Origin of the sequence: Azospirillum sp. TSO5, assembly GCF_003116065.1 — a bacterium.
Lineage (GTDB): Bacteria > Pseudomonadota > Alphaproteobacteria > Azospirillales > Azospirillaceae > Azospirillum.
In genome coordinates this window covers 17,035-41,250 of the sequence record NZ_LGQY01000054.1, presented here as the reverse complement: position 1 = coordinate 41,250, position 24,216 = coordinate 17,035, and the positions used below count along the sequence as shown (strand labels likewise).

General features: G+C 64.9%; 23 protein-coding genes. 9 read left to right on the top strand and 14 right to left on the bottom strand.

What is annotated here, in order from left to right:
* On the top strand, positions 1-1,922 hold a 1,922-nt coding region (locus TSO5_RS32715; protein ID WP_158282419.1), incomplete at its 5' end, for a hypothetical protein.
* Between the two features lie 416 nt (positions 1,923-2,338).
* Here TSO5_RS32715 and glgB read toward each other — a convergent pair.
* Positions 2,339-4,543 carry a 1,4-alpha-glucan branching protein GlgB gene (glgB, locus tag TSO5_RS15315; RefSeq protein ID WP_247870780.1) on the bottom strand — a complete coding sequence of 735 codons (2,205 nt, stop codon included), beginning with the start codon at positions 4,541-4,543 and terminating at the stop codon, positions 2,339-2,341.
* Between the two features lie 357 nt (positions 4,544-4,900).
* Entirely contained in the window at positions 4,901-8,266 is a 3,366-nt protein-coding gene (treS, locus tag TSO5_RS15310) for a maltose alpha-D-glucosyltransferase (protein ID WP_109152367.1), read from the bottom strand.
* A 293-nt stretch (positions 8,267-8,559) separates the two neighbouring features.
* On the opposite strand from treS, the gene TSO5_RS15305 reads away from it, so the two are divergent.
* The 3 genes from TSO5_RS15305 (at position 8,560) to TSO5_RS15300 (ending at position 10,353) form a co-directional block, all read left to right on the top strand.
* Positions 8,560-9,489, top strand: coding sequence for a glycosyl transferase (locus tag TSO5_RS15305; RefSeq protein ID WP_109152366.1), 930 nt, complete (start codon positions 8,560-8,562; stop codon positions 9,487-9,489).
* A 90-nt stretch (positions 9,490-9,579) separates the two neighbouring features.
* Positions 9,580-9,747 (top strand): hypothetical protein, encoded by a 168-nt coding sequence (locus TSO5_RS32710; RefSeq protein WP_158282418.1) that lies wholly within the window; start codon positions 9,580-9,582, stop codon positions 9,745-9,747.
* Between the two features lie 9 nt (positions 9,748-9,756).
* Positions 9,757-10,353 (top strand): hypothetical protein, encoded by a 597-nt coding sequence (locus TSO5_RS15300; protein WP_109152365.1) that lies wholly within the window; start codon positions 9,757-9,759, stop codon positions 10,351-10,353.
* Between the two features lie 2 nt (positions 10,354-10,355).
* Here the strand turns inward: TSO5_RS15300 and TSO5_RS15295 are convergent, their stop codons facing one another.
* The gene (locus TSO5_RS15295) at positions 10,356-11,837 is read right to left on the bottom strand and encodes a PLP-dependent aminotransferase family protein (protein WP_109152364.1); all 1,482 of its coding nucleotides are present in this window, start codon (positions 11,835-11,837) and stop codon (positions 10,356-10,358) included.
* A gap of 121 nt (positions 11,838-11,958) precedes the next feature.
* On the opposite strand from TSO5_RS15295, the gene TSO5_RS15290 reads away from it, so the two are divergent.
* Entirely contained in the window at positions 11,959-12,633 is a 675-nt protein-coding gene (locus tag TSO5_RS15290; protein WP_109152363.1) for a pyridoxamine 5'-phosphate oxidase family protein, read from the top strand.
* Between the two features lie 136 nt (positions 12,634-12,769).
* Here the strand turns inward: TSO5_RS15290 and TSO5_RS15285 are convergent, their stop codons facing one another.
* The 8 genes from TSO5_RS15285 to TSO5_RS15250 form a co-directional block, all read right to left on the bottom strand.
* On the bottom strand, positions 12,770-13,366 hold the full coding sequence (locus TSO5_RS15285) for an OmpA family protein (RefSeq protein WP_109075174.1): 597 nt from the start codon (positions 13,364-13,366) through the stop codon (positions 12,770-12,772).
* A 170-nt stretch (positions 13,367-13,536) separates the two neighbouring features.
* Positions 13,537-14,073, bottom strand: a complete 537-nt coding sequence (locus TSO5_RS15280; protein WP_109152362.1) for a gamma carbonic anhydrase family protein — start codon at positions 14,071-14,073, stop codon at positions 13,537-13,539.
* A gap of 177 nt (positions 14,074-14,250) precedes the next feature.
* Complete coding sequence (argC, locus tag TSO5_RS15275) at positions 14,251-15,327, bottom strand: N-acetyl-gamma-glutamyl-phosphate reductase (protein ID WP_109152361.1); 1,077 nt, start codon at positions 15,325-15,327, stop codon at positions 14,251-14,253.
* Positions 15,328-15,460: 133 nt separating this feature from the next.
* A complete protein-coding gene (gene rpsI, locus TSO5_RS15270) occupies positions 15,461-15,949 on the bottom strand; it encodes a 30S ribosomal protein S9 (RefSeq protein WP_109075171.1) in 489 nt (162 codons plus the stop codon).
* A gap of 2 nt (positions 15,950-15,951) precedes the next feature.
* A complete protein-coding gene (gene rplM / locus TSO5_RS15265) occupies positions 15,952-16,416 on the bottom strand; it encodes a 50S ribosomal protein L13 (protein ID WP_109152360.1) in 465 nt (154 codons plus the stop codon).
* 182 nt (positions 16,417-16,598) lie between these two features.
* Complete coding sequence (locus tag TSO5_RS15260; RefSeq protein ID WP_109152359.1) at positions 16,599-17,105, bottom strand: PaaI family thioesterase; 507 nt, start codon at positions 17,103-17,105, stop codon at positions 16,599-16,601.
* Positions 17,106-17,180: 75 nt separating this feature from the next.
* Positions 17,181-17,978: a hypothetical protein gene (locus tag TSO5_RS15255; RefSeq protein ID WP_109152358.1), complete on the bottom strand. Its 798-nt coding sequence runs from the start codon at positions 17,976-17,978 to the stop codon at positions 17,181-17,183.
* A 122-nt stretch (positions 17,979-18,100) separates the two neighbouring features.
* Complete coding sequence (locus tag TSO5_RS15250; RefSeq protein WP_109152357.1) at positions 18,101-18,622, bottom strand: ferritin-like domain-containing protein; 522 nt, start codon at positions 18,620-18,622, stop codon at positions 18,101-18,103.
* Between the two features lie 203 nt (positions 18,623-18,825).
* Here TSO5_RS15250 and TSO5_RS15245 point away from each other — a divergent pair, with 203 nt between their 5' ends.
* Positions 18,826-19,824, top strand: a complete 999-nt coding sequence (locus TSO5_RS15245) for a formylglycine-generating enzyme family protein (protein WP_247870778.1) — start codon at positions 18,826-18,828, stop codon at positions 19,822-19,824.
* An 18-nt stretch (positions 19,825-19,842) separates the two neighbouring features.
* Here the strand turns inward: TSO5_RS15245 and TSO5_RS15240 are convergent, their stop codons facing one another.
* A complete protein-coding gene (locus TSO5_RS15240) occupies positions 19,843-20,742 on the bottom strand; it encodes a LysR family transcriptional regulator (protein WP_109152356.1) in 900 nt (299 codons plus the stop codon).
* A 111-nt stretch (positions 20,743-20,853) separates the two neighbouring features.
* Between TSO5_RS15240 and TSO5_RS15235 the strand changes: the two genes are divergently transcribed.
* The 3 genes from TSO5_RS15235 (at position 20,854) to TSO5_RS15225 (ending at position 23,383) form a co-directional block, all read left to right on the top strand.
* A complete protein-coding gene (locus tag TSO5_RS15235; RefSeq protein ID WP_109152355.1) occupies positions 20,854-21,486 on the top strand; it encodes a glutathione S-transferase in 633 nt (210 codons plus the stop codon).
* 32 nt (positions 21,487-21,518) lie between these two features.
* A complete protein-coding gene (locus TSO5_RS15230) occupies positions 21,519-22,418 on the top strand; it encodes a pyridoxamine 5'-phosphate oxidase family protein (protein WP_109152354.1) in 900 nt (299 codons plus the stop codon).
* 83 nt (positions 22,419-22,501) lie between these two features.
* The gene (locus TSO5_RS15225) at positions 22,502-23,383 is read left to right on the top strand and encodes a 5'-nucleotidase, lipoprotein e(P4) family (RefSeq protein ID WP_109152353.1); all 882 of its coding nucleotides are present in this window, start codon (positions 22,502-22,504) and stop codon (positions 23,381-23,383) included.
* 25 nt (positions 23,384-23,408) lie between these two features.
* Here TSO5_RS15225 and TSO5_RS32945 read toward each other — a convergent pair whose 3' ends face one another.
* Together TSO5_RS32945 and TSO5_RS15220 are read right to left on the bottom strand one after the other, a co-directional pair.
* The gene (locus tag TSO5_RS32945) at positions 23,409-23,561 is read right to left on the bottom strand and encodes a hypothetical protein (protein WP_199230908.1); all 153 of its coding nucleotides are present in this window, start codon (positions 23,559-23,561) and stop codon (positions 23,409-23,411) included.
* A gap of 181 nt (positions 23,562-23,742) precedes the next feature.
* Positions 23,743-24,138: a hypothetical protein gene (locus TSO5_RS15220; protein WP_109152352.1), complete on the bottom strand. Its 396-nt coding sequence runs from the start codon at positions 24,136-24,138 to the stop codon at positions 23,743-23,745.
* Positions 24,139-24,216: the final 78 nt, after the last annotated feature.

The window sequence follows — 24,216 nt, the reverse complement described above, 5'->3', positions numbered from 1 at the left end:
CATCGCCAGCGTCAAACTGCTCTCAAGACGGGTGGCCCGGACATAGCCACAGCCATGCCGATTCCGAGTCCGACTCTAAGTCCGTTGAGCGCGATTTTTCTGCTCTCATATCTCAGATTTTTGCCACAATAAGCGTCACGCTCGCTAGCCAGCTAAAGCCATTCCAGCACGACAGAGACAGCATTTTTAGAAAACTATTTGTAAGGAAGAAGCATGAATGGCTAAAGTACGATAAAGTAGAGCAAATTTTCGTTAAGACTTATGCCTATAGTAGAATTAAAAAGCAATTGTCATATTTGCTCGTCGGCCGAAAAGGAAGCGGGAAGTCCACCGTAACTTCTTCAATACATCTTTCTACAGACATATACAAAGAAAATGCCAGCATAAATGTCGACAAAATAATATTGGAAAGAATATTTTCTTGGTTTGACTTTAAAAAGTTTGAGTCCGACATCAACCATGTAATTACTCAGGTTAACTTTTTTGAGTATGCCTGGGAAATGTTTGTTTATATCGTATGTATGGAAGTGGTTGTGCGAGAGAGCAACAAGAGATCACTACAGCCTGAGCAGGCTGTTATGATACCTATTGTAGAAAGCTTTCTCGACAACATAATGAGAAGAAAAGTTAGAAATCATATTTTGGACAAAGCGTCCCTCTATGTATTTTGCATGACATCCATAGCCCATTACTTTGACACACTGGTCAAGAACGCGAGACCGGAGCCGCAATATTTTTATACTGACATTTCAGCTGGTATTCAGCTCGACTTAATACTTTATAACTGCATTGGTCATGATGTTGTTTCAGGATTTAACCAAATCATTGGATACTGTCAAAAGAAATTTTTGATCTCTATGGACGGTTTCGATACAATCTTTGATGAGTTTCGTCGGACTACAATCAGCTTGGAAAGAAAGGAACCAGCCATATATGAAAAGAGAATGATGCTTGAAGTAGACTGGCTTAGATCATTTCTGCACGTCGTGTGCAGAATGAAGTCTAACCATGAGTGCTCCGCCTTTTACGATAACATAGACTTTTGTATTACAATACCAAAAGACCGATTTATGGAAATAATGAGAATGGAAAGAGATGCATACAACTATCACGGAAGATATATAAATCTAAACTGGTCTGGGGTCGAGTTAGCAATCTTATTAAGAAAAAGATTAGAGCACGTTTCTAATTACTTTGCAGACAAAAAAGGCAGCCCTAAAGAGCGCCTTGATCAAATTGTTGCGCAAAAATATTCGAACATCCCGCAATACGTCGCAACATTTGTGGGAGGAAGAGAGTATAAAATGCCATTATTTTTATACGTGCTGAGACATACGTTTTGGCGGCCGAGAGACATACTTTTCTATTATTGGAACATAATTACAACTATAGATACCTTGTCAGCTAAAAAGCTTCCTATTAACGATGAAGCCATTAGGAGAATTGTCGCAGATACGACAATTCAGATAATAAATACGGAGTTTATTAATGAGTTCCAAACGTCTCTCATAAATGTACATGAAATTCTCGATGCTTTTACAAAGTCCTGTCAGGAGCTATCTTTTGATGATGTGTCGCAACTGATAGGGAAAATGGACTTTCTATTTTACGACAGATTAGCACCAGTTACAGATATAGAGACCAAAATTTCTTTTCTTTATGAGATTGGATTCATTGGCATAAGGTCAACGGAGAGAACAACAAAGAGATTTGGCGTCAGATCTTCTCACTCATTTTATTTTACAGAAAATGATGATATTAATGTGTCTTATGGAGTAGATGCACTGAGGACTGTTAAGTTCCTCATCCATCCGATATTCTGCGAATTTCTTCAGCTTGATACAACATGCAATGATGAGTTGGTGCTTGAGTTAACCTGGGAATTTATAGAGTCCAATGAAGCCTTCAATTTTGCTACATGAGTAATTTGGAGTGCTAAGAGTGTCTTGTTCTTTCGAAAGCCTCGCGGTCTGACAGCGTGATGACCATTTCACATCGTATCATGAAAAATCATCTGTCGTGTCAAGGTCATCGCAACCACTCCATACCGACATGAGATGCACCCCCTGCTCAATGACTCAGGGAACGCTGCCGGTGACCGTGCTTACCGGCAGCGTTCGAAGGTCGAACCCGTCATGTCGATTGAGAAGCGGAAGTGAGGCGTGGTCCTATCCGCCCGCACCGACCTCACGCAACGGTCTCAAACATTGCTCGGAGACGTCGTCTACAACGTCAACCGCCTTGTTCTGCTTGGTATTTCCGCAGGAGCCTTTCGACAGAGCCAGGCGCTCTTAGGACGCCGCATGTGCCTCCCTTTTCCAGAAGGAGGGCTATTCCCCTACTCCGCCTTCCTCTCCAAAATCAGCGTCGACAGCGGCGGGATGGTGAGGTCGAGCGAGTGGGTGCGGCCGTGCCAGGGCATCTCCTCGGCATAGACGCCGCCGCCGGGATTGCCGACGCCGCTGCCGCCGTATTTGCCGTCGTCGGTGTTGATCCGCTCGACATAGCGGCCGGGCAGCGGCACGCCGACGCGGTAGCCCTGGCGCGGGACGGGGGTGAAGTTGCAGACGGCGATCACGATGTGCTCGGGGTCGTCGGCCTTGCGCAGGAAGGTGTAGACCGAGTTCTCGTTGTCGTTCGATTCGATCCACTCGAAACCGGACGGGTCGCAGTCGGTCTTGTGCAGCGGCTCCAGCTCGCGGTAGAGGCCGTTCAGGTCGCGCACGAGGTCGCGCATGCCGCGGTGCATCGGCTGGTCCAGCAGGTGCCAGTCCAGGCTGCGCGCTTCGCTCCACTCGTTCCACTGGGCGAACTCGCCGCCCATGAACAGCAGCTTCTTGCCGGGATGGGCGAACATGAAGCCGTAATAGGCGCGCAGGTTGGCGAATTTCTGCCAGTCGTCGCCCGGCATCTTGTTGATGAGCGAGCCCTTGCCATGCACCACCTCGTCATGGCTGAGCGGCAGCACGAAGTTCTCGGAGAACTGATAGATCAGCCCGAAGGTCATCTGGTGGTGATGGTAGCGGCGGTGGATCGGGTCGTTCTGCATGTAATGCAGCGTGTCGTGCATCCACCCCATGTTCCATTTGTAGCCGAAGCCGAGACCGCCGAGATATGTAGGCTTCGACACCATCGGCCATGAGGTGGATTCCTCCGCCACCGTCATGGCGCCCGGCTGCTGGCCATAGACCAGCTCGTTCATCCGCTTCAGGAAGGCGATGGATTCCAGGTTCTCGCGCCCGCCGAACTTGTTGGGGACCCACTCTCCTTCCTTGCGGCTGTAGTCGAGATAGAGCATGGAGGCGACGGCATCGACGCGCAGGCCGTCCAGCTTGTACTGGTCGAGCCAGAACAGCGCGTTGCCCAGCAGGAAGTTCTGCACCTCCGTCCGGCCGAAATTGTAGATAAGGGTGTTCCAGTCCTGGTGGAAGCCCTGGCGCGGGTCGGCATGCTCGTAGAGATGCGTGCCGTCGAAATCGCCCAGCCCATGCGGATCGGTCGGGAAATGGCCCGGCACCCAGTCCAGCAGCACGCCCAGCCCGGCGCGGTGGCAGGCGTTGACGAAGTCCTTGAAGTCCTCCGGCGAGCCGTGGCGGGCGGTCGGCGCATAGAGGCCGATGGGCTGGTAGCCCCAGGAACCGTCGAACGGATGCTCGGTGATCGGCAGCAGCTCGATATGGGTGAAGCCCATGTCCTTGGCGTAGGGGATCAGCCGCTCCGCCAGTTCCTGATAGGTCAGGAAGCGGTTGTCCTCCTCCGGCACCCGCGCCCAGGAACCCAGATGCACCTCGTAGATCGAGATCGGGGCGGTGCGGTCGGAGGTGGCGAGCTTGCGGCTCTGCCAGTCCTGGTCGCGCCATTCGTAGGACGGCAGGCCGTGGACCACCGAGGCGGTGGCCGGGCGCATTTCCGCCTGGAAGGCGTAGGGGTCGGCCTTGGCCGGCATCAGGTTGCCGTTGGGCCCTCGGATCTCGAACTTGTAGCGCTGGCCGGGACGGGCGCCGGGAACGAAGATCTCCCACACCCCGACCTCGACACGTCGGCGCATCGGCAGGCGGCGGCCGTCCCAGTTGTTGAAGTCGCCGACGACGCTGACGCTGCGGGCGCTGGGAGCCCAAACGGCGAAGGACACGCCGGCGACGCCGTCGACCTCGCGCGGATGAGCGCCGAGCTTCTCGTAGGTCCGCAGGTGGGTGCCTTCGGCCAGCAGATGGACGTCCAGTTCGCCCAGCATGTTGCCGAAGCGATAGGCGTCCTCGAACTCCTGGGTCGCCAGCGGGTATTGCGCGCGCAGGCGATAGCGGAAACGCTCCGTCCGGTCGGGCATCACGGCCAGGAAGAAGCCGTCCTGGTGAATGCGCTCCGCCTCACCCGCCGGCTCGCCGGTGGCGCTGTCGATCACCCACAGCCGCTCGGCGCCGGGAACGAAGGCGCTGACCTCCACCGGGCGGCCGGGGCCCTCCTGCTGCATGCCGAGCACGGCGAAGGGATCGCCATGGTCGGCCCGCGCGATGGCGTCGGCCGCCGCGCGCAGGGCCTCCATCCGGTGATCGGGCCGGTGATCGGTGGGGCCGGGGTTACGGCTTTCGGAGACGCCGGTCTGCGCCTGGTCCTTGCGGGTGTCCGTCGTCATGTCGCTCGCCATTGGCCAAGTGCCCTTCTTCGTGGAGGCCCTATCGTCTTCATGGACCATAACTGTCCCAAGGCCGTCATCCCCGCGAAGGCGGGGATCCAGGCTTACGCGCTAAACCCCGTTTTGGGGAGCCCTGGATTCCCGCCTTCGCGGGAATGACGGCGAACGAGGCGCTGCATGGTGCAATGCCCCGCCGGAACGCCTTCTCCGGAGGTGAACATACCCGCGGCGGTTTCGTCACACCATGCCCGCCGCGGATTTGTCCGGCTACTCCTTCGCGCCCGCCTCGTTGGCGTCGTCGAGAAGGCCCAGAACGCCCTTGACCGGGATGCCGATCCAGTTGGGCCGGTTCGCCGCCTCGTAGCCGATCTCGTAGAATGCCTTTTCCAGCAGGAACAGGGTCAGCAGGCCGCGCGCGGTGCCGCCCTCCGACGGCCAGGCCGGGCAGCCCTCGATCACCGTGCGGTAGCCGTCGAGGAAGGATTCGACGCTGCGGCGCTCCCAGTCGCGGGCGGCGGCCAGTGCCGGGCTGTCGCCGCTGTTGGACCCCTCGCCGGCGCTGTCCAGCCGGAACAGCGCCGCCCAAGCGGCATAGTTGAAGGAGCGCAGCATGCCGGCCACGTCACGCAGCGGGCTGGACTTGGCGCGGCGTTCCTCCAGCGTCTTGGCCGGCTCCCCTTCGAAGTCGAGGATGTACCAGTCGTTCTGCGCCCGCACGACCTGCCCGAGGTGATAGTCGCCATGGATGCGGGTCTTGACGCCGTCGGCCGGCATCGACGCCAGCGCCGACAGCCGGTCCATCGCCTCCGCCCGGCGGGCCAGAAGCTGTTCGGTATCGGCCCGCACGTCTGCCGGCAGGCGGTCCAGCGTGCCCGGCAGGGCGGCGAAGGCGGCCTCCGCCTGGACGCGGGCGGCATCGGCCCAGCGCGCCAGATCCTCAGGCGTAATCGGCTCCGGGTCGAAGGCCGGATTGGCGGTGCCTTGCTTACCGGGGCCTTGCGCCAGCGCCCGGTGCAGTTCGGCGGTGCGCTGTCCCAACGTGGTCATCATCACCAGATGCATGCCGAAGGGCTCGCCCGATTCGGCGGCGTCCTCGGTGGTGCCGGCGACCCCCAGACGGATGTCCTCCAGCTGGCGTTCCAGCTCCTCCACCGTGCTGGCCCAGCCGTCGCCCTGGTTGCGGACGAAGGCCTGGGCCACCGCCAGTGCCGTCGGCGTGCCGTCGGCGGCGACCTGTTCGACCGTGCCCAGCAGGGCGGGGGTGTTGGCGAAGCCGACCTCGGTCAGGAAGCGGCCCATCTCGACCTCGGGATGCTCGCCCTCCACCAGACGGCGCAGCACCTTCAGCACGATCTGGCTGTCGACCAGGACGGAGGTGTTGCTCTGCTCCACGCCCAGACGCCGCACCTCGGGCTCTTCCGACAGTTCGATGGCGTTCAACGCCTCGGTCGCGGTGAAGCGGACGACGTCGTCACCGGCGGCGGCCTTCAGCGTGTCGCCGCGGCGCAATGCCTCGATCAGCGCCAGGGCGAAGCCGTCGGCCTGCACCGCGTCATAGATGGCGCCGGTCCTGGGACCGCGCCGCACCTTGCCCAGCGTGTAGGGCAGCAGCGGCCAGCCGGTGCCGCCGGCCCCGCTCTCCCAGCTCATCGCCAGCGGCAGGAAATAGCTCTGGTCGGCGGCGTCACCATCCACTCCGATCCCACTCAGGCCGACCTGCGTCCTGACCAGCATGAAACCGTCGCCGGGACCCGGCAACTGGGCGGCCATGGTGACGTGCGAGCGGGTGATGCGGCGGTCCTTGGCGGAGAACCAGCGCTGCTTGGGCAGGAAGGCCTGCAGGATATCGCGGCCCAGTTCGTCCGCCGCCTTGCCACTGGTCAGGCTGTGCCAGCCGTCGCGCATGACGACGGTCAGCAGGTCCGGCACCGGCTCCGGCGGAGTCTCGTGCCAGGTCGGCAGCTCCGCCTCCGCCGTCAGGGCGAACCAGTAGAAGCCGTAGGCCGGCAGGGTCAGCAGATAGGGAAGGTCGCCGATCGGCGGGAAGACGGTGCGGCCCAGCAGTTCTACCGGGATCCGGCCCTTCCAGTTCTTCAGGTCCAGTTCCACCGCCTGGGCCGAGCGCGACAGGTTGGCGACGCACAGCGCGATCTCCGACCCGTTTTCCGACTCCAGGCTGCGGATATAGGCCAGGACCTTGCGGTTGCCGGGATAGAGCAGCGAGAAGCTGCCGCGGCCGAAGCTCTGCCGCTGCTTGCGCACCGCCACCAGCCGCTTCATCCAATTCAGCAGCGAGGATGGATTGCGCGCCTGCGCCTCGACATTGACGGCCATGAAGCCGTAGATCGGGTCGAGCACCGCCGGTAGATAGAGCCGCGCCGGGTCGGCGCGCGAGAAGCCGCCGTTGCGGTCGATCGACCACTGCATCGGCGTGCGCACGCCGTCGCGGTCGCCGAGATAGATGTTGTCGCCCATGCCGATCTCGTCGCCGTAATAGAGCACCGGCGTGCCGGGCATAGACATCAGCAAGCTGTTCAGCAGCTCGATCTTGCGGCGGTCGTTTTCCAGCAGCGGGGCGAGGCGGCGGCGGATGCCGAGGTTGATCCGCATGCGCCGGTCGGCGGCATAGAAGTTCCAGAGATAGTCGCGCTCACTGTCGGTGACCATCTCCAGCGTCAGTTCATCGTGGTTGCGCAGGAAGATGGCCCATTGGCAGTCGGCCGGGATGTCCGGGGTCTGGCGCATGATGTCGGCGATGGGATGCCGGTCCTCCATCGCCACCGCCATGTAGATGCGCGGCATCAGCGGGAAGTGGAAGGACATGTGGCATTCGTCGCCGCCCTTCTCCGGATCGCCGAAATAGGGCAACACGTCCTCCGGCCACTGGTTGGCCTCGGCCAGCAGCATGCGGTCGGGATATTCGGCATCGAGAGCGGCGCGGATCGCCTTCAGGACGTCGTGGGTTTCCGGCAGATTCTCGTTGTTGGTGCCCTCGCGCTCCTTCAGGTAGGGGATGGCGTCGAGCCGCAGCCCGTCCACACCCATGTCCAGCCAAAAGCGCATCACCTTCAGCACTTCCTCCAGAACCTCCGGATTGTCGAAGTTCAGGTCGGGCTGGTGCGAATAGAAACGGTGCCAGTAATAGGCGTTGGCGACCGGATCCCAGGTCCAGTTGGACTTTTCCGTGTCGCAGAAGATGATGCGCGTGCCCTGGTATTTCTGGTCGCTGTCGGACCAGACATAATAGTCGCGGTGGTTGGAGCCGGGAGGCGCCTCCCGCGCGCGCTGGAACCAGGGATGCTGGTCGGAGGTGTGGTTGATGACCAGCTCCGTGATCACCCGCAAGCCGCGATTGTGGCATTCCTCCATGAAGCGGCGGAAGTCATCCAGGTTCCCGTAGGTCGGGTTGACCGAGGTGTAGTCGGCGATGTCATAGCCGTCGTCGCGCAGCGGCGATGGATAGAAGGGCAGAAGCCACACCGCCGTCACCCCCAGTTCCTGGATATAATCCAGCTTCTGGGTCAGGCCGGCGAAATCGCCGATGCCATCATTGTCGGCGTCGAAGAACGCCTTGAGGTGCAATTGGTAAATGACGGCGTCCTTGTACCAAAGCCGGTCCTGCCGATCGATCATGGGTCGAGCACTTTCGAGAAGCGTTTGACGGAACACGTGTCGCGGGAACACGGGACGGAAACAAGACACAGGGGCGAAGGTTTCACCCGAAGGGCCGTCAGACAACCCCTGACTTCCGGATAGGCAGGACGGCGAGAACCAGGGCGTACCACGTTCAGAAGGAGCCGGCCGGAGGTTCCAGGCAACCGTTCGAAAGCGCAGCAATCCAAACTGGACATCGATTGACGCCGAAGGGTTATCCAGGCAGGGTGGCTCTACGCACAACTTTACGCCTATGGCGTATCGGGTAAATCATGCTGGGCTCCTTCATCGTCGTCACCGGCGGCGACAGCCGCTATCATCCGTTGATCCGCGAGCTGATCGCGTCGCTGCGGGCGTTGAAGCCGGCGGCCGACTGCCCCATCGGCGTGATCGACGCGGGCCTGACGGACGGGCAGATCGTGGAGTTGAAGGCGCAGGGGGCCGCAGTGGTGACGCCGCCCTGGCCGGTCAGCATCCCCGCGCACAAGCTGCGCAACCGCATCCATTTGAAGGCCAACCTCGCCAAGCTGCACCTGCCGACATATTTCCCCGGCTACGACACGGTGATCTGGATCGACGCCGACGCCTGGGTGCAGGATTGGGAGGCGGTGGAGATGCTGCGGCGGGGGGCGGCGCTGAACCGCTTCGCCATCGTCGCCCAGTTCGGCCGCTTTTCGGAGACGGAGCTGCGGCTCGCTTGGCTGTTTGGGCCCTTCGCGCGGGTGCGGTCGATCCTGTACAAGAACTCCAGCCGCGCCGGACTGACCACGGCGGAATGCCGGGCGCTGGCGACCCGCCCGACCTTGAATGCCGGCGCCTATGCGCTGAAGTCCGACGCGCCGCATTGGGAGGCGTTCCAGCGCTGGCAGAAGCGGGTGCTGCGCAAGGGCCGGCTGTTCACGTCGGATCAGCTGGCGATGGCCGGCGCCATCTATCTGGACGGGCTGCCGGTCGAGCTTCTGCCGGAATGGTGCAACTACATCGGCCCCTGGCGCTTCGACCCGGAGCGGCGGGAGTTGGTGGAGTATTACCTGCCCAACCGCCGCCTGGGCATCGTCCACATGGCCGGCGAGGACGCCATGCGCGCCGACCCGTCGGTGCTGCGCCCGGTGCTGGACATGCAGGACCGCACACACCAGCTGAGCCTGCGCTACCCGGCCTGGGAAGTGCCGTCGGTGGAGCGGGTGGCGGAGGCGGTTTAGCGGTTCTTCCTCCTTGTCCAAACAGTTCCATGTTATCTTGTTTCCGGATGCCAGTCGGTTTTCAGATGCGACCTGCGTGGAGAAAACGAGATGGCGACCCTCAATAGAGGCACAGCGATGACCGACGAGGATCTGAAAGCGATGAAGGAGGCGATCCGGCAGGCGACGGAACGTGCGCTGGAAACGCCGGAATCTGCCCGCCGGTTCATCGAACGGATCTCCGCTCCCCCTGCAAACCAGCAGGGCGACGCGGACTGATCCTGTACAATGACCGATCTCTCCAATCCGTTCGTTCTTGGCTATCACGGGTGCCGAAAGCTAGTTGGTGAGGATATTCTCGCTGGAAGGGTCCCCCATCTGCTGGACAGTCAAAACAAATGGGACTGGCTCGGATCGGGGGTATATTTCTGGGAAGCCGACCCGCGGCGGGGCTACGAATGGGCACTCGACCGTTACGGTCCAGGTGAGGCATTCGTCATCGGTGCCGTCATCCATCTCGGCTATTGTCTGGACCTGATGTCGCGCGGACCGCTCGATCTTCTGAAGCCCGCCTATGATAGTTTGGTCAGAATCTATGAAATGGCAGGCACGCCTCTGCCGGAGAACAGGCGCACCATACGGGGACCCTCCCATGCCCTCGATTGCGCTGTAATCAACGCGCTTCACGACCATCGGGCGACCAGTCAGCCGGAGCCTCTGCAGCCGTTTAATACCGTTCGTGGGCTCTATCAGGAAGAACCTCCGGTCTTCGAGAAGTCGATGATCATGTCCAAGACGCATGTTCAGATCTGTGTGCGGACACCGGACGAAAGCATCAAGGGCTACATCCGCGTGCCGGAGAGCCAATACCTTCCGCAAAGCTGACCTCACCCGGTCGCCAACCGCGCCAGATCGCGCACCGCGCGGTCCAGCATCGCCGGGTCGTGGGCGGCGAAGCCGAGGAGGAGGCCGTTGCCAGCGGTCCCGGGGTCGGAGCGGTGATAGTTGGACAGCGGCGGCGTGGTCAGGCCGATGCGGGCGGCGCGCTCCGCCAGGAGATGGTCGGGGCAGTCGGGCGGCAGGCGGAGCAGGACATGCATGCCGGCCTCCCCCGCCTCGGCGCTGGCGAAGCCGGCGAAGGCGTCGGTGATCGACTCCAGGATGGCGGAGCGCTTGGCGGCGTAGAGGGAGCGCATGGCCCGCAGGTGCGAGGCGAAATGGCCGTCCGCCAGGAAGCGGTGCAGCGCCGCCTGCGGCACCACGCTGGTCCCGCCGTCGAAATGGCGGCGCGCCGCGCGCACCAGCTCCACCAGATCGGGCGGCACCACGACATAGCCGAGCCGTAGCGCCGGGAACATCACCTTGCTGAAGCTGCCGACATAGATGACGCGGCCGGCACCGTCCAGACCCTGGAGGGCGGCCAGCGGCGGGCCGGCATAGCGGAACTCGCTGTCGTAATCGTCCTCGACAATCCAGGCGTCGCGCGCCGCCGCCCAATCGAGCAGGCGCAGGCGGCGCGCCAGGCTCATGGTCACGCCCAAGGGGAACTGGTGGGAGGGGGTGACCAGAGCCAGCCGGGCGCCGGCCCCGCGAGCCATGCCGGCGGCGACATCGATGCCCTCGCCATCCACCGGCACCGGGACCAGCCGCGCCCCGGCGCCCAGCAGAGCGGCGCGGTTGCCGGGCCAGCCGGGTTCCTCCACCCAGGCCTCGTCACCAGGGTCGAGCAGCAGTTGCGCCATCAGCGCCAAGCCCTGCTGCGCGCCGGAAACGATGACCACCTGCTCCGCCTCGCAGCGCACGGCACGGACGGCACGCAGATAGGCAGCGATCTCCGCCCGCAGCGGAGCGTAGCCGAGCGGGTCCGGATCCGTCGCCAGCGTCCGTCCGCCGTGGCGCCAGCAGCGGCCGAGCAGCTGCGCCCACAGCTCGATGGGAAAGGCACCGAGGTCCGGCGTGCCGAGCGCGAAGGGCCGCCCCACCCGGTCGCGGGCGATGGCCGGCGCCTCGGCCAGCGCCCGGCCACGGGCGGACAGGCCGACACCGCGCCGGGCCTCGTCGCGGGCCGGAACGCCGCCGGGCGCCGCATCGGGAAGCGAGGGGGCGATGAAGGTGCCGGCCCCCACCCGGCCGCTGACATAGCCCTCCGCCAGCAGCGTGTCGTAGGCGGTGACCACCGTGTTGCGCGACAGTCCCCACTCGGTGGCGAGCGCCCGGCTGGGCGGCAGGCGCTCGCCCGGACGCAGCCGGCCGTCCAGCACCGCCTGACGCAGCGCGCGGTAGAGCTGGCGGTGCAGCGGCTCCGCCCCGTCGCGGTCGAGCGCCACCGGCCCAAGGCTGGACAGAACCGGACGCGCCGATCGGGCCATGGCGAGCCTTTCAGGAGGACAGTAAATTGGTCCCTATGGAATCGACATTCCGGACCTTTCGAAGGAGCCATTCTGCCGGCCATTCTGGGCCATCGCAACAGTTCCGGCCTTGAGCACGACCATGACCAGCCTTCTCACCGAGTCCCCTGCGGTCGATTCCCCCGCCGCCTTGGCCCAGACCCCGCGCACCCGTCCGGTGCGGTTGGGCGACCGCGGCAGCCATGACGTCGCCCTGATCCATTCTATCATCGACGAGGCGCCGATCTGCCACGTCGGCTTCGTCGACGACGCCATCAAGGGTCAGGGCGCTCCATCCCCCATGGTGATCCCGACGGTTCCCTGGCGGGTGGGGGACGAGTTGATGATCCACGGCGCGTCCTCCAGCCGGATGATCCGGCGGCTGCAGGAGGGGGGCGAGGCCTGCATCACGCTGTCGCTGATCGACGGTTGGGTGCTGGCGCGCTCGGCCTTCCATCACTCCGTCAACTACCGCTCGGTCATGCTGTTCGGTCGGCCGCGGCTGGTGGCGGAGGAGACGGAGAAGCGCGCGGCGCTCGACGCATTGATGGAAAAGATCGAACCCGGACGTAGCGCCAAGGTGCGGGCGCCCAATGCGCAGGAGCTGAAGGCCACATCCGTGCTGGCCTTCCCCATCGCCGAGGCGTCGGTCAAGCGCCGCTCCGGCCCGCCCGGCGACGATCCGGAGGATATGGACCACCCGGTGTGGGCGGGCGTGGTGCCCTTGCGGCTGACCGCCGGCGAGCCGGAACAGGACCCGGCCCAGATCGGGGGGTGATAATCGGGGACTGACAGCAGTCTGAAACAGAAAAAGGCCGCAACCGGAAAGCCCGGCGCGGCCTTTTTCCTGCGGTTTCTCCCGCTGGCGGGAAGGCCGGTCCGATACCCCCGGAACGGCCCCCTGCCAACCGTCCTTAGGACGACGGAGCGTTCAGCAGGCGCGGCAGGATCTGCGCACGACGGTTGGACGGCTCGCGGACGTTCGGACCGGTCTGAACCAGCAGCTGGCTCTCGCCCTTGCCCTGGGTCGTGATGTTGGCGGCCGGGATGCCCTTGGCGACCAGGGCCTTCTTGACCGCGTCGGCACGACGCACCGACAGCTTCTGGTTGTAAGCCGGCGACCCCGAGGTATCGGTGTGGCCGACGACGTTGATCTTGGCGCCACCGTTCTTCAGGATGGCCGACACCGCGTCACCGATCACGCGATCGGCGGCCGGGGTGATGTTCGACTTATCCCAGTCGAAGAACACCAGATATTCGCTCTGGACCGCGGCGACGGCAGCCGGAGCCGGAGCGGCGGCGGCCGGCGGGCACGGATAGCTGCCCTGATGGATGACATAGCCGCCGTCAGCGGTGCGGGCGGCGACGTTGCCCCAGCCGATGACCGGGTTGCACCACTCGGTGCCCTTGCCGACCAGGCTCGCGTCCTGGGCATTGGCGGCCGCCGACAGACCGAAAGCGACGATGGCGGCCGGGATGGCAGCCAGACCCGCGCGAACAATAGTCTTCATTGTCTTCACTCCCTTCCAGAACCCTTCCCCATCAGAGTGCCTGCGGGGGATGAACCTATCAATCGAAGCATCCGCCCGAGTTCAAGCGCGGCAGCGACCTTCCCAACATGTGGTGCGCGGTGGTGTTCCGACACCCCAGCCGATTGGCCGAACCGTACCCGTTCTTGGACCTATGCTCCACTTCCATAGCAGCTTTTCCGGTAGGTTTCCGCCAAATCCGTGTAACGGTGGCTGAGAACCGGAAAAACCGCGAGATCGCGCTCCGTCAGCTCGCGAACCGGTCTAGCAGGGCTGCCGGCCCACAAGAGTCCGGACGTCACCCGCTTTCCGGGCGTCACCAGAGCACCGGCCGCGACCATCGCCCGCGACTCGACATAGGCCCCATCCAGGATGCAGGCCTTCATGCCGATGAAGCAGCCGTCTTCCAGCGTGCAGGCGTGCAGCAACGCCATGTGGCCGACGGTGATGTCGTCGCCGATGTAGGTGCCCTGCCCTTCAGAGGCCACGTGGATCACGGTGCCGTCCTGAATGTTGGTGCGAGCGCCGATTCGGACCTCGTTGACGTCTCCACGCACGGTGCAGCCGTACCAGATGCTGCTGTTCGCCCCGATCACGACATCACCGATCACCGCCGCCGTTTCCGCGATGAACGCGGTCGGGTCGACGGTGGGCAGGATGCCGTTGAAGGCGCGAACAAGGCCGGTCATCAGGTCGTACCGAAGTCGTGCATGACGGGCGGGATTGAAGCACCGTAAGGCTTAAGGCACCACCTGATTTCGCATTGACAGGCCAAAGCAAATCCCGATTGGTGCCTCTGTGCAACAGTGCGGACAGGGGGCCACAACGCTGTCACAGCCCCCGCCCCACCCTGCCGCGGTACCCGATTACGGGAAAAGCGGCGCCTGATCGATGCCGGTCGTCTCGCCCAGCCCCATCATGACGTTCATGTTCTGGATCGCCTGACCCGACGCACCCTTCACCAGATTGTCGATCACCGACACGATGATGGCGCCGCGCGGGGTGCGGTCGGCGACCACGCCGATCAGATTGTGGTTGGAGGCACGGACATGGCGCGTCGCCGGCACCACGCCGGCGGGGGTCACGCCGACGAAGGGCTCGTCGGCATAGCGGGCGGCCAGCGTCGCGCGCAGGTCGTCGGCGGTGACGCCGTCGGCCATGCGGACATAGATGGTCGCCATCATGCCGCGGTTCATCGGCACCAGATGCGGGGTGAAGGAGACGGTGACCGGCCGGCCGGCGGCCAGCCGCAGTTCCTGCTCGATCTCCGGCATGTGGCGGTGGTGGCCGACACCATAGGCGTTGAAGCCTTCCGACACCTCGGTGAACAGGTTGGCCTGCTTGGCGTCGCGGCCGGCGCCCGACACACCGGACTTGGCATCGATGATGATGCCGCCCGGCTCGATCTGGTTCTCCATCAGCAGCGGCAGCAGTGGCAGCAGCGAGCAGGTCGGGTAGCAGCCCGGATTCGCCACCACCCGCGCCTTGCGCACGCCATGGCGGTTGAACTCGGTCAGGCCGTAGGCGACCTCCTTCTGCAGGCCGATGGCACGGTGCTCATGCCCGTACCAGGTGGCGTATTCGGCCGGGTCGCTCAGGCGGAAATCAGCGGACAGGTCGACCACCTTCAGGCCGCTGGGCAGGCCGGCGACAACCTCCTGCGTGGTGCCGTGCGGCAGGGCGCAGAAAATGAAGTCCAGATTGTCCCACTTCAGCTCTTCGATCTTCACCAGATCGGGCAGGCCATAGCCGCCCAGATGCGGGAACACCTCCGCCATCGGCTTGCCGGCCTGTCGTTCGGCGGTCAGCGCGGCGATCTCCACGTTCGGGTGGCGCAGCAGCATGCGCACCAGTTCGGCGCCGGTGTAACCGGAAGCGCCCAGGATGCCGACGCGGATTTTCGAACCGCCGGGGGTGGTGCCCGGAATGCTGATCGAGGCCATGGAACCGATGTCCTTCGCTTGACGGGAGGAACGTTGAAGTTTGGGTAGGCGTAACGGTGAGGGCAAAAAGAAAGGGGCGCCCCTTTCGGGACGCCCCTCGCTTGTACCGTAAAGCAGCAGGCCCGTGTAGGGATTAGCGCTTCGAGAACTGGAAGCTGCGGCGGGCCTTGGCGCGGCCGTACTTCTTACGCTCGACCGTACGGGCGTCGCGGGTCAGGAAGCCGGCGGCCTTCAACGGCGGGCGCAGGGCCGGCTCGAAGTAGGTCAGCGCCTTGGAGATGCCGTGACGGACGGCACCGGCCTGGCCCGACAGACCGCCGCCGGCGACGGTGGCGACCACGTCGAACTGCTCCGAACGCTCGGTCACGCCGAACGGCTGAGCAATCATCATGCGCAGAACCGGGCGGGCGAAATAGACCGACTGGTCGCGGCCGTTCACGGTGACCTTGCCGGAGCCCGGCTTGATCCACACGCGGGCGACGGCGTCCTTGCGCTTGCCGGTGGCATAGGCGCGGCCCTGGGCGTCCAGCTTCGGAGCGGCCAGCTCTTCGGTGACGGTCGCGGTGGCGGCGGCGCCCGTCAGTTCCTTCAAGCTGGAGAGGGTGGTGGTGACCTGAGCCATTGTTACGCGCTCCGCTTATTCTTCGGGTTCAGGGCGCCGACGTCGAGGGCGACCGGCTGCTGCGCATCGTGCGGATGCGTGGCGCCCTTGTAGACCTTGAGATGGGTCATCTGCTGGCGGCCGAGCGGACCGCGCGGAACCATGCGCTCCACGGCCTTCTCGATCACACGCTCCGGATACTTGCCGTCCAGGATCTGGCCCTTGGAGCGGCCCTTGATCCCACCCGGATAGCCGGTGTGCCAGTAGAAGATGTCGGCGTCGCGCTTGTTGCCGGTCAGCTTCACCTTCTCCGCATTGATCACGACGATGTTGTCGCCGCAATCCATGTGGGGGGTGTAGGTCGGCTTGTTCTTGCCACGCAGGATGTTCGCCAGGATGCTGGCAAGCCGCCCGAGAACGAGGCCGTCGGCGTCAACGACGTACCACTTCTTCTCGATTTCGGTCGGCTTCAGATTGAAGGTCTTCATCGCCACACTCGTTTCTTCGAATACGGATCGGCAGGCCGCCGATTCCGGGGCGCCGAAGCGGACGGCTTTCTACGGGCCGGAGCAGGCCTCTGTCAACGGAAAAATTTCCGTTTTCTTTCAATGGCTTACGGACGCGGTAATAAGATACCGCGCAGACAAACCCATTGATCCTAAACGACTTTTTATGGCGCCTCATCCATGCGGTAATGAGATACCGCAACGGTGACGGGGGCGTGCGGCGGGATGGAGTAGGTTCCGGTGACATGGGCGACCGGCTCCGGATCGCCTTCGGAGAACAGCAGGATCTCGCCATAGGCCAGCCGCTTGCCCAGCTTCAGGACGCGCGCCTCGGCGATGATGGCGACGGGCGGCGGGCGGCGCAGGAAGTTGATGGTCATGCTGGTGGTCACCGCCAGCTCGACCCGGCCGATCAGGCTCAGCACCGCGCCATAGAGCGCCACGTCGGCCAGCCCGAACATCGCCGGGCCGGTGACGGTACCGCCGGGCCGGACGAAATCGTCCTTGTAGGGCAGGCGCAGGCGAATCGTCCCGGCGCTCAGGCTTTCCACGACGATGCCGAAATTCCCGACCAGGGGAACCCCCTCGCGGATCAGTTCCTCCAGCTCTTCCTTCGTCATGGCGGGAGCGGAGACGGGGGCGGCGCTTTGTGCGGTATCGACGGCGGACATGGACCCTCTGCCGGTGATCTCGGTTGGACCTCCGGACTGTGCGCCATCCCGGCCATTCGGACAAGTATGGTGCTGCTATTCCGCCGGCTTCGGCTCCGCTGGGGGCGGCTCTGCTGGGGGCGGGCCTGCGGGCTCCGGAGCCGCCGCGGGGGCGGGTGCGGTGGGTGCGGTGTCGGTGGGAGCGGTGTCGGTGGGGGCAGTCAGACGGATCGGGCCGCCGCCGCTGGCGGGCGGCGCCGGTTCGGCGGTGGACTGCTCCGCCGGAGCGGGTACCGCCGGCGCGGCCGGTTCGGCGGGCGGGGCGAGCGGGACGGCCTTGATGTCCGATTTCGGCGCTTCCGATTTCGGCGCATCGGGCTTGTGTGCGTCCGCCTTGGGCGAATCGGCCTTGGCGGGCGCGGGATCGGCCGGGGTGGAATAGTCGGGGACGATGCGGGCCTGGCTGCCGGTGATGACCAGAACCTTCTGGCCGATGGGCAGCGGCTGCGGCTCCTTCTGGGTCAGCGACAGCAGGTCGCCATTCGATTTGCGGACGATGTATTCCCAGCCGGTGGTGTCGCCGGCAATGTGCTCCATCGCCGTGCCCAGCAGGCCGCCGATCGCCGTGCCGCCGACGGTGCCCAGCGCGGCGTTCATGCCGCCCGTCCCCACCTGCGCCCCCAGGATGCCGCCTGCCGCCCCGCCGCTGACCGCGCCGACCGTACCGTTGGCGCTGATCGCCACCTGACGGAATCCGACGACGACGCCCGGCTCCACCTTGTTGGCCTGCTGGACCGCGTTGGAGGCGTAGGTGTTGGGAGAATAGTCGGAGGTGCAGCCCGCAAGACCGCCGGCCGCGGCGATGAACAGGCAGAAGGAGACCGATCGGAGCACGGGGTAGCCATCCGTTTTGAAACCCGCCGAGTTTCTTACGGCAAAGCCCCCCGGCTCGTCACCGGGCAAAATCCGGACACGGCCGGAAGGCTGCGTTGCAGTGCAGCGATGGCCGCCCGGCGTCAGCGGCCGGCGGTCTGGTTGCTGGCCTTCAGCGACAGGTATTTCAGCGTCAGCTTCGGCACATTCTCGATCACCCAGGAGGCCATCGCCTCCTCCTCGCGCAGCGAGGTCTGCAGCAGCGGCGTGGCGAAGGCGAAGTTGCCGGCGTCCGCCACCGTCAGCAGCGAGCGGTAGCTCGCCACCTCGAAATTCTCAAAGGCGTAATTGGCGAAGGAGTTCTTGAGGATCTCGTCCTCGGCGAAGGTATGGCCGAGCGCGGCCAGATTGCCCATGATCGACAGGGCGGTGTCCTTCAGCCCGGAATGGCTTTCCTGCAGCTGGTCCAGGATCTGCTCGATGCGGGTGATCTGGGACTCGGTCTCGCCACGGTGCATGCGCAGATGGTCGGAGACTTCCGGATAATTCACGAGGCGGTCCAGCTGGCGGTCCATCAGGGCCAGCGCCTGCTGTTCCACCGCATGGGCGTTGCGCAGGCCGGTGACGAACAGCGCGCGCGTGAGATCCGCGGGATAGGCGGCCATGTGTGTGCTCCTGTGGTATCAACGCTCCGTTGAACGTCTGCCCGCTCCAACAGCGGGACACCGTCTTCGACGCTTACCGCTTCCGCCATAATTCAAAAGGGCAGAGCTTCGGCCACCCGTGTCCGGCACCGGTGGGGAAGTGCCACGACCGGGACACGGACGCGCGGTTGCCGGACACGCGGTATCGCGGGGATATGGTGGGCATGATCCGCATCCCCGCCAAAGGCGCCCCCGCAAGAGGCATCCCCGCCATGCCAGTCACCCTGCCCGGATCCGTGGGTGCGGTGGTCGTCCTCATCCTCGCGTTGGCCGCCCTCGCCGGCTGGCGCCGGGCGGAACCGGAGGACCTGACCGGCTGGCGCGCCGAACGGCTGGCGGCCTTCCAGGTCTGGCAGGCGGCCAACCCGGCCCGCGAGATCTGGGACCATCCCGACGCCCCGGTCCTGGTGGCGCTCCCCCCCGGCAGCTTTCTCCAGGGCTCGCCCGAATCGGAACAGGAGCGCTTTCCCGACGAACCGCTGCAACGGCTGATGTCGATCCAGCACCCCGTAGCCATCGGCAAATACCCGGTGACCCGTGGTGAATATGCCCAATTCATCCAGGACAGCGGTTACAAGCCACGGACGATCTGCCGCGGCTATGCCGGCGAGACGGAGCTGCTGCCGCGCTGGCATTTCTCCTGGCGCCGGCCGGGCTTCGACCAGACGAACCAGGACCCGGCGGTCTGCATCAGCTGGTACGACGCCAAGGCCTATGTGGACTGGCTCAGCCGGCGGACCGGCAAGCCCTACCGCCTGCCGACGGAGGCGGAGTGGGAATATGCGGCCCGTGCCGGCACCCGGACCGCCCGCTGGTGGGGCGACGATCCGGCCAAGGGGTGCGATGCGGCGAACGAGGCCGACCTGAGCGCCAAGGACCGCTTCACCGACTGGGAGGTCGCGAACTGCCGTGACGGCGCCCTGTTCACCGCGCCGGTCGGCAGCTATCGGCCCAACGGCTTCGGCCTCTACGACATGCTCGGCAATGTCTGGCAGTGGGTGGAGGGCTGCGCGACGGATGGCGGCGGGAAATGCCCGCAACGGGTGATGCGGGGCGGTTCGTGGCACAGCAATCCGCGCTATGTCCGGTCGGCCGTCCGCCGGATCGACGGGGCGGAGATCGGCTATGCCGCCTACGGCATCCGCGTCGCCCGCGATCCCTGAGGCCCCGCTCCGGCCCCCTCAGCCACGCAGGACGGCCAGCGCCGACAGCCCCTCCACCGCATGGTCGAGGAAGGCGCGAACCCGGCCGGGCATCAGCCGTGCCGTCGGCACCACGACATGGACGGGCAGCGGCGCCGGCTCGGTGTGCGGCATCAGGCGCACCAGGCTGCCGGCGGCGAGATCGTCGGCCGCCTGATAGGACAGCGGCCGGGCGATGCCATGGCCGTCGCGGGCGGCGAGCAGCGCCGGCTCGATGTGGCTGACCGAGAGCCGCGGGGTGACCCGGACCACCCGCTCCCGCCCATCGACCAGGAAGCGCCAGTCGGGCGGCCGGGGCCGGGCGGTCGACAGGATGATGTCGTGGCCGGCCAGATCCTCCGGAGTCGTCGGTGTGCCGCGCCGCGCCAGGTAGGCGGGGCCGGCGACCAGATAGCGCCCGACCTGCCCCACCCGCCGGGCGACGAGGCCGGAATCGGGCAAGGGGCCGATGCGGATCGCCACGTCCAGCTCCTCCTCGATCAGGTCGAGGTTGCCGTCGGACAGCACCAGTTCGACCCGGATGTCGGGAAAGGCCCGCATGAAGTCGAGGACCAGCGGCGTCACATGCTTGCGTCCGAACATCACCGGCGCGGTGACGCGCAGCCGCCCGCGCACGGGCCGGTCGGTGCCGGTGGCGGCCAGCGCCTCGTCATAGTCGGCCAGCAGCCGGCGCGCCTGCTCGGCAAGCCGCCGGCCGGCGTCGGTGGGTGCGAGGTTGCGGGTGGTCCGCTCGATCAGCCGCAGGCCCAGCCGCTCCTCCAGCCCCGACAGCGCGCGGGTGACCGCGGGAGCCGACCGCCGCAGCCGCTTCGCCGCGCCGGCAAGGCTGCCGGCCTCCAGGATCGCCACGAAGATTGCCAGTTCGTCCAGCCGGTCCACAATTCTTCCGCTTCCTGAAAGAGTCCCTTTTGATGAAAGCGCATTCCTGCCGATGCGCGCAAGTGGTTGGCTGTGGGCATCCGCGAAACAGACATCGAGGGGAACCGTCCGATGAGCATCACCACCGAGCCCGCCATCACGCTCTACGGCACGCCGCTGTCAGGGCACACCCATCGGGTGGAAGCCTTTCTGAACATCCTCGGCCTGCCTTACCGCTATGTCGAGGCCGGCGCCGAGCTGCGGCGGTCGGAGAGCTTCCTCGCCCTGAACCCCTTCGGGCAGATCCCGGTGCTGGTCGACGGCGACCTCGTCCTGCCGGACTCCGTCGCCATTCTGGTCTATCTCGCCGACCGCTATGACGCCTCCGGCCTGTGGAACCCGAAGGCGCCGGAGGACGCGGCGCGGGTGCAGCGCTGGCTGTCGATCGCGGCCGGCGACCTGCGCTTCGGGCCGGCGCTGGCGCGGATCCTGACGCTGTGGGGCGGAGCCGCTTCGCTGACCGACGCGCAGGCGGTCGCCGGGCGCGTGCTGCGCTTCATGGATGGTCATCTGGCAAGCCGCGAGTGGCTGGCGGCGGAGCGGCCGACCATCGCTGACATCGCCTGCTACGCCTATGTCGCCCGCGCGCCGGAAGGCCACATCCCGCTCGACCCCTATCCGGCGGTCCGCCGCTGGCTGGAGCGGGTGGAGGCGATCCCGGCACTGACACCGATGCCGCAGAGCGCTATTCCGCAACCCGCCTGAACACCCGCCACCGCGACCGAAGGAGCACGGCCATGGACCAGGACCGCATCCCCGACCCCTTCCATCCCGGCGAGCGGGAGGCGCAGGCGCGGGCCGGGTTCCGCGTGCCGTCGGCGCCGATCCGCGACCGGCTGATTCCCCAGCATCAGCAGTTCTTTCCGCTGCTGCCCTGGCTGCTGGTCGCCGCGCGTGACGAGGCCGGCGACCCGACGGCCGGGGTGCTGACCGGCGCCCCCGGCTTCGTCTCCGCCACCGACCCGCAGACGCTGTGGGTGCGGCCCGACCATGGCGCGTGGCAGCCCTGGCCGGCCGGACCGGCGGTGGGGGAACCGGTGGCGGCGCTGGGCATCGACCCCGCCACCCGGCGCCGCAACCGGGTGAACGGCCGGGTGGCGGCGCGCGACGGGCTGGCCTTCGCCATGGCGGTGGAGGAGAGCTTCGGCAACTGCCCGCAATACATCCATGTCCGCTGGGTGGAGGAAGAGGCCCCCTCCCCCGCCGGAGCCGTGGAAACGCTGGCCAGGCTGGACAGTGAGGCGCGGCGGCTGATCGGTGCGGCCGACACCGCCTTCGTCGCCTCCGCCTCGTCGGCGGGGCGTGACGGCCGGCTGGATGTGTCGCACCGGGGCGGGCCGGCGGGATTCATCCGGATCGAGGGGGACCGGCTGATCGTGCCCGACTATGCCGGCAACCGCTATTTCAACACACTGGGCAACATGCTGCTGAACCCGCGCGCCGGGCTGCTGCTGGTCGATGTCGCCGGCGGCGACGTGCTGCACCTGACCGGGGCGGTTAGCATCGATTGGGAGCCCGACCCTACCCTGCCCGACGCCCAACGAAGCTGGAGCCTGCAGGTGGAGCGCGGATGGCGGCGGAAGGCGGCGATCCCGCTGCGCTGGAAGGAACCGGGAGAACGTATCGGGGTACCGTGACGCATGGGTCACACGACCGTCGCCAAGCGTCCGGATCTGTGTTTCGATGACGGTTCCATGACACTTGATGGATGGGTGTGTCGATGCGCAATTCCGCCTGTTCCGGGCGCTGGTCGCTGCTGTCCGGTGCGGTTGTCCTATCCCTTCTCGCCGGGCCCGCCCTGGCGGCTGATCCGGCACCTCAAGGCTCGGTGCCGCAGAGCGACCTGCTGAACGCCGAGCTGTGGATGCAGCGGTCGGTCGAGTACAAGGCCAACGCGCTGGCGGTCTACGCGCTGGGCAAGGTCCAGCTGGACAAGGCGCTGGCCGACAAGAACTGGACCGCGGCGACCGAGCAGACCGGCAATTACCAGGACCTGCCGCCGGCGGTGGTGCTGGACCTGGACGAAACGGCGATGGACAACTCCGCCTATCAGACCGGTCTGGTGACCAGCGGCACCGACTTCTCGCCCAAGACCTGGGACGCCTGGGTGAAGGCGGAAAAGGCGACGGCGGTGCCGGGTGCGGTGGAGTTCACCCAATATGCCGAGTCGAAGGGCGTCAAGGTCTTCTACGTCACCAACCGCAGCGCCGACCAGGAGGAGCCGACCCGCCGCAACGCGCAGGCGCTGGGCTTCCCGATGGGCGGGAACGTCGATACCTTCCTGATGTCGAAGGAAAAGCAGGAGTGGGGTTCGGCGAAGAGCGCACGCCGTGCCTTCATCGCCAAGGATTACCGGATCGTCCTGCTGTTCGGCGACAATTTCAACGACTTCACCGATTCCGCCAACGGCAGCGAGGCGGAGCGGATGAAGGCCTATGAGACGGTGAAGGAGCATTTCGGGCGCGACTGGCTGATGCTGGCCAATCCCGGATACGGCTCGTTCGAGAGCGCGCCCTATGGGCATAATTTCAAACTGTCGGCGGACGAGAAGCGGGCCAGGAAGATCGGCGCGCTGGAACCCTGGGTGGTACCGGCCCAGTAAGGGTGTGAAGGGGAGTGCGCCAGATTTAAAAGATCAGGCGCACCGCCTGCACGATCACCACCCAGGGCGCGCCTATCATCACGGTCCACACCGCCAGTCGCGGCAGACCGCTCATCTTGCGGACCTTCGGTTCGGCGGAGGGGGTGGCTTCGAACGACGCGGCGTTGTAGATCGACATGGCCTGCTGCTCCATGAGCAAGATGACGGTGAGGACATCTTGCGGTTTCGATCCTTAACGACCATTAAAGAGCGCCGCCTGCGAAGTCGACGTTTGCGAATTACCTCGACAGTCGGAATATACCCCGAAATTGCGCGGCGTCGTGGGGTGGAAGACCACCACGACGCCACGAAACAGGGGATTACGGCTTCGCCACATGCCAGACATTGTTCACGCCGTCGCCGGTGGCGTCGCCGGGCTTCATGTCCTTGGCCCAGGTGTAGAGCGGCTTGCCGTTGTAGGCCCACTGGTGGCTGCCGTCGTCGCGGGTGACCACCGTGTATTTGCCCATCGGCTTGGCGGAGGCGGGAGCCATCAGCGGCGGCCAGTTGGTCGCGCAAGGGCCGTTGCAGGCCGACTTGCCGGCGCTGTCCTTGTCGAAGACGTAGAGCGTCATGCCCTTCGCGTCGGTCAGGACGGGCCCCATCGCGGTCTTGCCCATCATGGCCGGCTCTTTTTCCTGGGCGAAGGCGGGCGCGCCGAACAGCACGGCTCCCAGGCCGATGGCGGCGGCGGTGAAACGGAGTGCGGACGTCATTCTGCGGTTCCTCCCCAAAACCGGTCCGCCGGACGACGGACCCGATGGAGGAAGGACGCACCCGGAGGCGGGGTTATT